This is a genomic window from Commensalibacter communis, assembly GCF_947179105.1.
GTDB classification, from domain to species: Bacteria; Pseudomonadota; Alphaproteobacteria; order Acetobacterales; family Acetobacteraceae; genus Commensalibacter; species Commensalibacter communis.
Genome location: NZ_CAMXCK010000002.1, coordinates 138,080 through 149,671, shown reverse-complemented (window position 1 = coordinate 149,671; position 11,592 = coordinate 138,080). Strand labels below are relative to the sequence as shown.

The 11,592-nt window shown below is 39.2% G+C and carries 11 protein-coding genes and 1 tRNA gene; 10 read left to right on the top strand and 2 right to left on the bottom strand.

What is annotated here, in order from left to right:
• Window positions 1-144: 144 nt before the first annotated feature.
• The 7 genes from PQG52_RS05330 (at window position 145) to PQG52_RS05300 (ending at window position 6,743) form a co-directional block, all read left to right on the top strand.
• On the top strand, window positions 145-516 hold the full coding sequence (locus PQG52_RS05330; RefSeq protein WP_271828326.1) for a hypothetical protein: 372 nt from the start codon (window positions 145-147) through the stop codon (window positions 514-516).
• A gap of 144 nt (window positions 517-660) precedes the next feature.
• Window positions 661-1,989, top strand: coding sequence for a tRNA uridine-5-carboxymethylaminomethyl(34) synthesis GTPase MnmE (mnmE, locus tag PQG52_RS05325; protein ID WP_271828325.1), 1,329 nt, complete (start codon window positions 661-663; stop codon window positions 1,987-1,989).
• A 38-nt stretch (window positions 1,990-2,027) separates the two neighbouring features.
• Window positions 2,028-3,920 (top strand): tRNA uridine-5-carboxymethylaminomethyl(34) synthesis enzyme MnmG, encoded by a 1,893-nt coding sequence (gene mnmG, locus PQG52_RS05320; RefSeq protein ID WP_271828324.1) that lies wholly within the window; start codon window positions 2,028-2,030, stop codon window positions 3,918-3,920.
• Window positions 3,904-4,518, top strand: a complete 615-nt coding sequence (gene rsmG, locus PQG52_RS05315; protein WP_271789676.1) for a 16S rRNA (guanine(527)-N(7))-methyltransferase RsmG — start codon at window positions 3,904-3,906, stop codon at window positions 4,516-4,518. The genes mnmG and rsmG overlap by 17 nt, the downstream gene beginning before the upstream one ends.
• Before the next feature lie 5 nt (window positions 4,519-4,523).
• On the top strand, window positions 4,524-5,312 hold the full coding sequence (locus PQG52_RS05310; RefSeq protein ID WP_271828323.1) for a ParA family protein: 789 nt from the start codon (window positions 4,524-4,526) through the stop codon (window positions 5,310-5,312).
• A 19-nt stretch (window positions 5,313-5,331) separates the two neighbouring features.
• Complete coding sequence (locus tag PQG52_RS05305; RefSeq protein ID WP_271828321.1) at window positions 5,332-6,234, top strand: ParB/RepB/Spo0J family partition protein; 903 nt, start codon at window positions 5,332-5,334, stop codon at window positions 6,232-6,234.
• 433 nt (window positions 6,235-6,667) lie between these two features.
• Window positions 6,668-6,743 (top strand) — tRNA-Lys (locus tag PQG52_RS05300).
• A gap of 23 nt (window positions 6,744-6,766) precedes the next feature.
• On the opposite strand, the gene PQG52_RS05295 is transcribed toward PQG52_RS05300, so the two are convergent.
• Together PQG52_RS05295 and PQG52_RS05290 are read right to left on the bottom strand one after the other, a co-directional pair.
• On the bottom strand, window positions 6,767-8,098 hold the full coding sequence (locus tag PQG52_RS05295; RefSeq protein ID WP_271828320.1) for a lipopolysaccharide biosynthesis protein: 1,332 nt from the start codon (window positions 8,096-8,098) through the stop codon (window positions 6,767-6,769).
• 116 nt (window positions 8,099-8,214) lie between these two features.
• Window positions 8,215-8,880 carry a histidine phosphatase family protein gene (locus tag PQG52_RS05290; RefSeq protein WP_271828318.1) on the bottom strand — a complete coding sequence of 222 codons (666 nt, stop codon included), beginning with the start codon at window positions 8,878-8,880 and terminating at the stop codon, window positions 8,215-8,217.
• 155 nt (window positions 8,881-9,035) lie between these two features.
• Here PQG52_RS05290 and rfbB point away from each other — a divergent pair, with 155 nt between their 5' ends.
• From rfbB to rfbC, 3 genes are read left to right on the top strand one after another with little or no spacing between them, the layout of a single operon-like run.
• Window positions 9,036-10,088, top strand: coding sequence for a dTDP-glucose 4,6-dehydratase (gene rfbB, locus PQG52_RS05285; protein WP_271828316.1), 1,053 nt, complete (start codon window positions 9,036-9,038; stop codon window positions 10,086-10,088).
• Window positions 10,089-10,098: 10 nt separating this feature from the next.
• Window positions 10,099-11,007, top strand: a complete 909-nt coding sequence (gene rfbA, locus PQG52_RS05280) for a glucose-1-phosphate thymidylyltransferase RfbA (RefSeq protein WP_271789670.1) — start codon at window positions 10,099-10,101, stop codon at window positions 11,005-11,007.
• A 12-nt stretch (window positions 11,008-11,019) separates the two neighbouring features.
• Window positions 11,020-11,583, top strand: coding sequence for a dTDP-4-dehydrorhamnose 3,5-epimerase (rfbC, locus tag PQG52_RS05275; protein ID WP_271789669.1), 564 nt, complete (start codon window positions 11,020-11,022; stop codon window positions 11,581-11,583).
• Window positions 11,584-11,592: the final 9 nt, after the last annotated feature.

Here is an 11,592-nt window from a genome sequence, read left to right as displayed (position 1 = left end):
AATAGTATTTATATTCATATAGACCTAGGAATATATGAATTTGATGGTATATGAAAAAATGATGATTGATTGTTATGCGGAGATTATTTCTGGAAAATCCATGGGTAATATTATTATCGGGGATAACATTGCGAATTTGCAGAAATGTTATATCGCGACTATATAATATTGACAGCGCTTTATGACGATAAAATTTATGGTAAGGAATATTGTTGTTATCAAGTAAATCATGGACTTTTAACCATCAATACTTGGTTAAATGGTATTATTTTTAACATCACATGTGACCAAAATATTAAAGGATCATACAAAGATAAAATTTACACAGGTATATCAGTTGGTGAATTATTATCGTTATCTACTCATCAAATGATTGTTGACGATGATTATTTATATGTAGACCATGATTTTGGGTTGAGGTTATTGATGCCAACAGGTTGTGATGATATTCAACAATTGCCAATAAATCTGGTTTTTAAACAAACTTGTGTTCATGAACCCCACATTTTCGAATAAACCATTTCTTTATATCTTGTTTAATTGAGAAAAATATATAAATACTCTGGATAAAGATCTTCTTTTTGGTGTAAAAGAGGTCAATATTGTCTATCAAAGACGATTACAATTTTTATCATGATTGTATAAGTTAAGCCATCATCCATGAATGTATTTACTTCTTCTCAGTCTACAATTTTTGCTTTGGCAACTGCTTCTGGTCGCGCTGCGGTTGCAATTATGCGCATCAGTGGTCCTTTGACGTTCTCTATTTTGGAAAAACTTTGTCAAACTGTGCCAAAGGTCAGACAAGCCTCTGTTCGACAATTATGGAGAAGAGGCGATCAAGATGAGTTATTAGATCAAGCTTTGGTTATTTGGTTTAAGGGGCCAAATAGTTATACGGGTGAAGATAGTGCAGAGCTGCATTTACATGCAGGCCCAGCTGTTATAGATGCGGTTGCTGATGCGTTGGTTTATTATGGCGCACGGCCTGCACAGGCGGGTGAGTTCAGTAAACGAGCTTTCTTGAATGGTAAAGTTGACTTGTTGCAAGCAGAAGGTATTTCCGATCTTGTAGAGGCTGAAACGCAAGCTCAACGTCGCCAGGCACTGGAACAGACAGAAGGTGGTTTGAGTATTGTCTATCAAGGATGGGCTCAAAAACTTCGTGAAGTTTTGGCATTTCAGGAGGCACTCATTGATTTTCCTGATGAAGATTTGCCTGAGGAAGTCGAAGAGAATTTAAAGAATACGATCAATAATTTACATCAAGAAATGAAGAGTCATTTAAATGATGCTGGTCGTGGTGAGCGTTTGCGTCGTGGGTTGGTGTTTGCGATATTAGGGGCTCCTAACGCAGGCAAATCAAGTTTGTTAAACCTATTAGCAGATCGTGATGCTGCGATTGTCACGGAACAAGCGGGAACTACTCGTGACGCGATTGAGGTTCGGGTTGTGCTAGGTGACGTTCCTGTAACGTTGGTAGATACGGCTGGGTTGCGTGAAACACAAGATCTGATTGAAGCAGAGGGAATTAAGCGCGCACAGAAAATTGGTCGAGAGGCAGATTGTGTGTTATGTCTAACTGATGCTTCTGTTGATGTGTCTGAACCAGAAGTTGAGTGTGATTTTTGGGTTAGAACGAAAAAAGATCTTAATGTTTCACGTGAAACATTGAAACGAAATGATAACAAAAATTTGTATATTAGCGTTAAAACAGGCGAAGGCATTGCCCATTTAAAACAAGTTCTTGCAGAAAAAGCAAAGTTTTTAACGGCAAGGCAGGGGCCACCCCCTTTGACAAGGGTGCGCCATCGTTTGGGGATAGAAGAATGTGTTCAACATTTGGAGGAAGCTCAACGATTGGACTGGCCAGAATTAAGAGGGGAAGAATTACGCCTCGCGATGCAAAGTTTGGGTAGATTAACAGGCACGATTGGTGTAGAGGATTTGTTGGATACAATTTTCAGTCAATTCTGTATTGGTAAATAAGTGTTGGTTGATCAAGCAATGAAAATGAGCAAAAGATAATGGTTAATGAAAAATACGATGTCATTGTTGTAGGTGGTGGTCATGCTGGCAGCGAAGCCGCGGCTGCTTCTGCACGTATGGGCGCAAAAACATTATTGTTAACGCATTATCAACATACGGTTGGGACGATGTCTTGCAATCCTGCAATTGGTGGGATTGGTAAAGGGCATTTGGTGCGTGAAATTGATGCAATGGATGGCATCATGGCGCAAGCAGCTGATCGAGCTGGCATTCATTTTAAACTTTTAAATCGCTCTAAAGGGCCTGCAGTCCATGGCCCACGCGCTCAAGCTGATCGTATTTTGTATCGCCAAGCAATACAGGATCTGTTGGCAGCTACGCCTAACTTAACAATTGTGGAGGGGGCTGTTGCTGACTTGCGCGTTGGGCAAGGAAACTGTATTCAAGGGGTTGTTTGTGAAGATGGACGTGAATTTGTTTCTGGTGCTGTTGTATTAACGACGGGAACCTTTTTACGAGGTGTGATTCATATTGGTGAGAAGAGTAGTCCTGCAGGGCGTGTTGGTGAAGATCCAGCAACATTGTTGGGTGCACGTTTAGAAGCGCTTGGACTCAGAATGGGACGTTTGAAAACAGGAACGCCACCTCGTTTATTAAGAACCAGTATTGATATGGAAAGTCTGGCTGAAGATAAAGGTGATGAACAACCAGAATTCTTTAGTCGTTTTACGTCCAAAGCGTATAACCCAATGGTGTCATGTCGTATTACGGCAACCACGCCTGAAACGCATCAAATCATTCAAGATAATATTCATCGTTCAGCCATGTATGGTGGATCAATTACGGGAAAAGGGCCTCGATATTGTCCGTCGATCGAGGATAAAATTGTGCGTTTTGCTGGGCGTGATCGTCATCAATTATTCTTGGAACCAGAAGCATTGCCTCATCATGAAGGTGGAGATTTGATTTACCCGAATGGGATTTCAACAAGTTTAGCAGAAGAAATCCAAGAAAGAATGGTGCATTCTATTCCTGGGTTAGAAAATGCCGTGATTGTACGTCCTGGCTATGCAGTAGAGTATGATTTTATTGACCCACGTTCATTGAATCCTACGTTGGAATTGCCCCAATATGCAGGTCTGTTTTTAGCTGGACAAATTAATGGAACGACAGGTTATGAAGAGGCTGCAGCGCAAGGGTTGTTGGCTGGATTAAATGCAGCATTACATGCAAGTGGATCGGATAAAATTACCATTGATCGTAGTCAAGGTTATATTGGAGTGATGATCGATGATTTAACTACGCAAGGGGTTACAGAACCTTATCGTATGTTTACTTCACGTGCGGAATATCGGTTGACGTTGCGTGCAGATAATGCGGATGTCCGATTAACGCCATTAGGTGAACAGCTAGGATGCGTTGGTGCAGAACGTTTAGCATTATATCGTCAAGATCAAAACTATATCCAACAAGCAGTCGAGCGGGCGAGGGAAGAGAAGTTTTTACCTAAAACTCTATTGGAACAAGGATTGACAATCTCCTCTGATGGACGTTGGCGTTCTTTTTTCGAGGTGCTTTCATTGATGCCTTCACAGGAATCAATATCTCAATTAGCCCCTTGGTTTGTTGAGCTCCCTAAAAATATTCAAGAATATGTACGAACAGAAGCACGATATGATGGGTATTTAGTAAGGCAAGCACGTGAAATACGGCAATTAGATCAAGAAGCAAAAATTACGTTCCCTGTAGATTTAGACTACAAGCAAATCGGTGGATTAAGTCGTGAAATGCAGGAACGTTTAGAGGCTGTAAGGCCTGTTAGCTTCAGCGCAGCACAGCGTATAGCTGGGGTAACGCCTTCGGCTTTGATGGCGATTTTGGCACATATTCGCAGCTTGGATGGGGTATCAAAGCATGCAGTTAAAGAATGAAGATGCTAATTTATTAGAAAATGTTTCACGTGAAACAAAAGAAAAACTAGAGCTTTATGTTTCTTTATTACAGCAATGGAATACCAAGATAAATCTTGTCTCAAAACAAACGATCGATCAAATATGGGATCGTCATATTTTGGACAGTTTGCAATTGGCAAGTTTTATTGATCCATCCGTTGGGTCGATTGCTGATTTTGGCTCTGGTGGAGGGTTTCCTGGGTTGGTGTTGGCGATTGTGACAGGAATACCAATAACGCTTATTGAATCTGATATGCGTAAGACTGTTTTCTTACGAGAAGTTGCCAGGCAAACGCAAGCAAACGTTAATATTTTATGTAAACGTATTGAACAAGTAGATATTCCTTCTGTGGATGTGATTACAGCAAGAGCCTTGGCTTCTTTAGAGATTTTGCTGTCATTTTCTGAAAATAGAGTTAAAGAAAATGGATATTGTTTGTTTCTAAAAGGTCGGCAAGTCGATGATGAAATCGCAGAAGCACAGCAAAATTGGGAATTTGACTACTTGAAAATTCCTAGCAAGACCAGCTCCGATGGGGTTATAGTAAAAATCAATCAATTTAGACATATTGTGTAAGAAGTATGACCGAGAAAAATAAAAAACAAAAGACACCTCATATCTTGGCAATCGCCAATCAAAAAGGAGGGGTTGGGAAAACGACAACAGCAATTAATCTGGCAACAGCATTGGCAGAAAAGAAAAAAGTTTTATTGATTGATTTAGACTCTCAGGGGAATAGTTCCACAGCATTAGGCGTTGATTATAATGATCGTGCTCTTGGAACCTATAATTTGTTGATCGATGGGGCCGTCAGTGAAGAAATGATTAAACAAGGAATTGTTCCTAATTTATCATTGATTACGGCTGATGGAAATTTGGCTGGTGCAGAGTTAGAATTGATCGATGTTGAAAAGCGGGAATTTCGGTTAAAGAATGCGTTGGCGACTTTACCTCAATATTATGATTATATTTTAATTGATTGCCCACCCAGTTTAGGCATGTTGACGTTAAATGCTTTGGTTGCTGCAAATGGATTGATTGTGCCATTGCAATGTGAGTTTTTGGCATTAGAAGGAATTAGCCATCTTGTTAAAACGATCACAAGAGTGCAAAAATCTTTAAACCCTGAATTAGATATCAGAGCCATTGTTTTAACAATGTATGATAAACGTAATAAGCTTTCTGAACTGGTTGCTGAAGATACCAAAGCATTCTTTGGTGAAAAAGTTTGTAAAACGGTAATTCCTAGAAATATTCGTATTTCAGAAGCTCAAAGTTATGGTAAACCCATTATGCTATATGATCGTAGATCTGCAGGGGCTGTGGCTTATATGAGCCTTGCCAAAGAGCTGACACGTCGTTTTCAATAGGGTAAAAAGGTAGATCGTTATGGCTGGTAAAAAAGGGCAAGAGAAGGCGCGTTTGGGAAGAGGCTTAGCTGCTTTATTAGGAAATGCGGTAGAAGAAACTGTACAGCGTTCTCAAAAAAATAGCGCAGATTTATCCGATGCGCCAATATCTTTATTGAATGTGCCAATTGAATTTGTTGAGCCTGGTCCTTTTCAACCTCGTCAGGTCATGATGCCAGAAGCATTACAAGAGCTAGCGGATTCAATCAAGCATCATGGTATTTTACAACCCTTATTAGTGCGCGAGAAACCAGGGTCTCAAGGGCATTACCAGATTATTGCAGGAGAGCGTCGTTGGCGTGCAGCGCAGCTTGCAACTATTCATGAGGTTCCCGTTCGTGTTTGTCAGCTTAGTGACAGTGACGCGATGGCTGCGGCTTTGGTTGAGAATTTGCAGCGTGCAGATTTAAATATCGTTGAGGAAGCTGAAGGTTTTTCTAGGTTATTAGAAGAATTTGAACTGACACAAGATGAGTTGGCTTCGGCTGTTGGAAAATCGCGTCCTCATATCGCAAATACTATTCGTTTATTACAGTTGCCACAGGAAGTTCGTCAGTTTTTGAAAGAGGGAAAATTGACAGCCGGGCATGCAAGAGCGTTATTAATGCATCCCGATCCTGTAGCTGCTGCAAAAGAAGTGATACAACGTGGACTAACTGTACGTCAAACCGAAGAGTTGGTAAAGCGCGATCAAGAAAAGAAACCAAGAACGCACAAGGAAATAGAGCCTTTGGACGCAGAAATCAAACTGCTTGAAAAAGATTTGCGCAGCAAATTAGGATTGAATATTCAAATCAAATTTGATGGTAAAGGCGGCTCTGTGCAAATTTACTATAAATCTTTGGAACAATTTGATGAGTTATTGGGATTGTTAAAAAAATAAATAATTACAGTTTTTTTATTGAGATTATTTTTTTGCTCTGTTTGTTTAAAAAATTGTGACCTTTAATATGTCGAAGAAATTATTAGGCGTTTCGAGATGAGGGGTAATTTTGTATGCAAAAATAGCCTTACGAGACCATATTAATCTCCTAAAAATACCGTGGCTACGCAACTTATCCGATAATGGGATATGATATATCAGTAAAACATCTGGTTTTGGTCAATCTAGGATGTTCGTTGATATAGCGATTAATATTATGTTTTTTAGGTCGATAATTTGAGTTATAGATATATAAAATATTTGCAACTTTGTAAAAATAATTCTGTTTTCTCTATAAACCGCATAAATAATTAATAGAAATTTACGGAATTACTGAGATTTAAAACTTGTATTTTAAATGAGGCTTTGATATTGATAATGGCAATTCTTAGATGGGTGCATAGCTCAGTTGGTAGAGCAGCTGACTCTTAATCAGCGGGCCCAAGGTTCGAACCCTTGTGCACCCACCAAGCTTAGACAGATATAGCTAATATCATATAGCAGCATTTCTATTTTTTCTTTTCAGCATAAAAAATGCCTGTAAAATAATCAAAATAAAAGCAGCAATAACTGTTGCAGGGCCAATGCCAGCCAATTCACAGTAATGAATAGAGACATAAAGCATAGGTAAGAAAATTAAGACATCAATCCCCTTGGCACAAATGGCTCCACTCGTGTTGCCTGTCGTAATTAAAATAGGTTCCAATGACATTCCCCAGGTTAAAATGAGCTCTGCTCCTGCTAGCCAATATAAGAGGGTAAGGGTCTCAGGGGGCGGGTCCTTGTGCAAGAGTAAATGCATAATGGGCACGGCAATGTAGGGCAGAACTAAAAGAACAAGAGAGGTAAAAACGCCTGCTGATATTGTAATTTGTGATGCCATTTTATAGAGATGAGAAGGTTTATTGCTCTGCCAAGAACGCACCATTTCTGGGTATAAAGTGGATTGTAATAAGACAATTGGTTTTGCCATGGCCTCTGCGATTTTATTGGCAATATTATAATATCCAGCAGCAATGGGGCCCAAAATCCCGCCAATAACGAGCGTTGTAACTTGTTTAAATGCCAAAGAAAACGTCATATTTAAATTAGTGTTCCAAGCAAATCTCCATATTCCAGGTAAATCTTTTGTTAACCCGTGATTGATTCCTTTTAAAAAGTTTTTTAATAATCCATGTAGATGTAATTGGTATAATGCAAAAGCAAGAAAAGTGGTCAGGTTGATAATTGCTGCCAACATCCATATTCCTACGGCATCTGCCAGTCCACCCCCGATTAAAATCAAGCAAACCATTCCTAAGACGCGAATAAAATTGGCGACAGTCCCTTGTATCGCGATAAGGTCATATCTATTCAGTAGTCTTAAAATTCCATTGGAAGTGGCACTGGTTGTGAAAATAACGCTGAAACTGTAAAAAATGCCTAAGTAACGCCATTCAGCGGGCCATCCCAAATAAGAACTGAAATAAATAGCGCATAATAAACCAACAATAAGCGCAAAGACGCCACTACAAATATCTAGGAAAAATGAAAATCGTAATACACGTTGTAATAAAGGAATATCCTTGTTTTTATAGGGTTTGAATCCATAATGTAATACGGTTTGCCAAGACTGAAACTCGGCCAAATCGCCAATGGTTTGGGAAAAAGAATGTATTAAAATAAGAAAGCCATAGCCTTTATCTCCTAATAGATGGGTGGTTAAAGAAATTTGTAACAGACCAAGGGGGACGTTAACAGCTTTACCGCTTAATAATTTTAAAAGATTACGCCCTGAACGTCTTAAACTACCCGTATTAGAAGGGGGAGTGGTTGTATGCAACACTATATATTCCCCAATGGTTGATAATTTTAATCATTGTAAAGTTTCTTGTAGATCTCGTTATCTTAGATTTATCAGGCTTACTTCATATAATTTAAATGAAATAAGATCTTTATTGTTCAAAACACGGGATATTCATTGATTGTTAATCCACGCCAATGATTTTGGTTATTTTCTAAAATGGTTAGAGAGAGGTTTACAATAGAAAGTGACAATGCAGAATCTACGGGAATCTTTAAACTATGGGCAATGGCGGCTCTAATTGCACCCCCATGAGAGATAATAATGACGTCTTGCCCTTGATGTGTTTGGGTAAGTTGTTCTAACCTTTTTCCAACGCGTTTTGTTACATCATACATTGTTTCACCATTGGGAGGTATTTCTTTAGCGCAAAAAGGCCAAAAAGGATGAGGAGGATATTGATAATATTGATTAGCTACCCCATGGGCTTTTCCTTGCCAATCTCCGAGATGTTGTTCTATGAAAGAATCGTCTATTTGAATAGGACATTGTCCATAACCAGCGTTTTGGATTAGTTTGGCAGTATCTTGTGTTCGGGAAAGCGACGTTGTGAACCAAGATGTTGATTGGGGTAGCCTGTTCGCTAAATGTTGATAAATATGGTGCTGCTGCTTTATGTGATCTGGGCATAATAAGACGTCCATAGTGCCATAAAGATATTCTCTGTCTTTTTGATTAACAATAGCGTGGCGGACAAACCAAAAACGTGTTGTGTTTTGTAATAACGTAGGATTATCTAAAAATTGATACGTATTTTTTGTCATTTTAATTTGATGAAATCCCAGAATAGATGAAGATGCTTAGCTTTATTTAAGATACCTTATTATCAAAGAAAGTAAATTACTTGATATTATGTATAGACAAGGCTAAAAAAGAACAAAGTTTTGACTTTAAAGTTTTTTAAAGGTGTATTTTAGTTATGCAAATCCTTGTTACGGGCGGTTGTGGTTTTATTGGTTCTGCTGTGGTTCGTCATTTGATTCATAATACCAAACATTCAGTGGTCAATGTTGATGTATTAACTTATTCAGCTTCTCTTGAAACGGTTGCTGAAATTGAGCAAGACGATCGGTATCATTTTTGTCAGGTGAATATCACGGATGCCGTGGCACTAACAAAAGTTTTTGAAGAATTTAAGCCAGATGCAGTGATGCATCTAGCTGCAGAATCTCATGTTGATCGGTCGATTGATGGTCCTGGGGTGTTTGTTGAAACAAATGTTGTTGGTACGTATACTTTGTTGAACGTGGCGTATGAATATTGGAAAAATTTGACTGAAGATCAGAAAAAGAATTTCCGTTTTCATCACATTTCAACCGATGAGGTTTTTGGTCATCTTGAAATCAACGACCCACCATTCACAGAAACAACCCCCTATGATCCCCGTAGTCCATATTCTGCATCAAAAGCAGCTTCAGATCACTTAGTGCGTGCTTGGTTTCATACTTATGGATTACCAACGTTCGTTACAAATACGACAAACAACTATGGTGTTTGGCATTTCCCAGAAAAGTTAGTCCCTTTGATTATTATTAATGCTTTAGAGGGCAAAGACTTACCTGTTTATGGTAAGGGCGATAATATCCGTGACTGGTTATTTGTTGAAGATCATGCCGAAGCATTAGTAAAAGCAGTTGAGATTGGTGAGCCAGGTGAAACTTATGCAATTGGTGCAAAACAACCTAGAACTAATTTAGATGTTGTAAAAGCAATTTGTTCTATTTTAGATGAGTTAAGACCAGATTCAAATGGCAAATACGAACGGTTAATTAAATTCGTAGGCGATCGTCCTGGCCATGATTTCCGTTATGAAATTGATCCTTCTCATGCTGAAAAATCCTTAGGTTGGAAAGCAAAGCACAATTTTGAAACTGGGATTCGTAAGACGGTTCAATGGTATTTAGATAACCAAGAATGGTGGCAATCTATTCGTGATAAGCGGTATAGTGGTCAACGCTTAGGTATGAAATAAGGAAGCCAAGATGCAAGAAAAACCAATGAAGGGGATTGTACTAGCGGGGGGATCTGGAACCCGTTTACATCCATTAACCTTGGCATCTAGTAAACAATTATTGCCTGTTTATGATAAGCCTATGATCTATTATCCGTTGTCGACATTAATGTTAGCGGGCATTCGGGATATTATGATTATATCAACCCCACAAGATACCCCTCAATTTAAAAGGCTATTGGGCGATGGATCTGATTGGGGCGTAAATTTTGAATATTGCGTTCAGCCCAAGCCCGATGGATTAGCGCAGGCCTTTGTTCTTGGTAAAGATTGGTTGGACGGTGCACCGTGTGCGTTGGTTCTTGGGGATAATTTAATATTCGCAGATCATCTAAGTATCCTTTTACAGCAAGCTGCACAACGTCAGAATGGTGCAACAGTATTTGCGTATCAAGTACGTGATCCCGAGCGTTATGGTGTTGTTTCTTTTGACGAAGATGGTAGAGCACAACAAATCATTGAAAAACCAATTGATCCACCATCAAACTGGGCTGTAACAGGATTATATTTCTATGATTCTAAAGTGACAGAGTATGCTAAAGAAGTAAAACTTTCTCCCCGTGGAGAGTATGAAATTACTGATCTCAATAAAATGTATCTTGATAATCAAGAGCTGCGCGTTGAACGGCTAGGGCGTGGGTGTGCATGGCTGGATGCAGGCATGCCAGACAGTTTGATGCAAGCAGGGACTTTTGTACAAACAATTCAGTCTCGTCAAGGAATGTTAGTTGGCTCACCAGAAGAAGTGGCTTTTCGTCGTGGATTTATTGATGCTGACCAATTGCGTGTATTAGCTAAAAGAGTACACAAAACTGAATTAGGTCGTATGTTATTTGAATTAGCAAATGATGTTCACCATAAAGATAATAAACAATTGTAAAGAGATAGACGCATGAAGATAGAATTTTTAGCTATTCCTGAGGTTGCTCTTATTACGCCCCCTCGTTTTCAAGATAATCGTGGTTTTTTTTCTGAAACCTATAATGCAGAACGGTTAAAAGAAGCAGGAATCCATTTGCCTTTTGTACAAGATAATCAAAGTCTTTCTACTCAAAGAGGTGTCGTTCGTGGGTTGCATTGTCAATTAGAACCTCATGCACAAGGAAAGCTTGTTCGTTGTACTCAAGGTTCTATTTGGGATGTGGCGATTGATGCTCGTACGGGGTCTCCAACTTATGGTAAATGGGTTGGCGCAGAGCTCTCTGCAGATAATTGGTCACAATTATGGATTCCACCTGGGTTTCTACATGGTTTTTGTACGTTAACTGACAACGTAATGGTACAATATAAATGCACAGGTTTGTACGATAAAGCGAGTGAACGTGCAGTTCGTTGGGACTGTAAAGATCTTGCGATTGATTGGCCGATTAAGCCAGAAGAAGCAATCTTGTCTGATAAAGATGCACAAAATCCAGGGTTTGCCGAAGCAAAGGGCTGGTTTTCATATTCAAAATAGGGGAATATT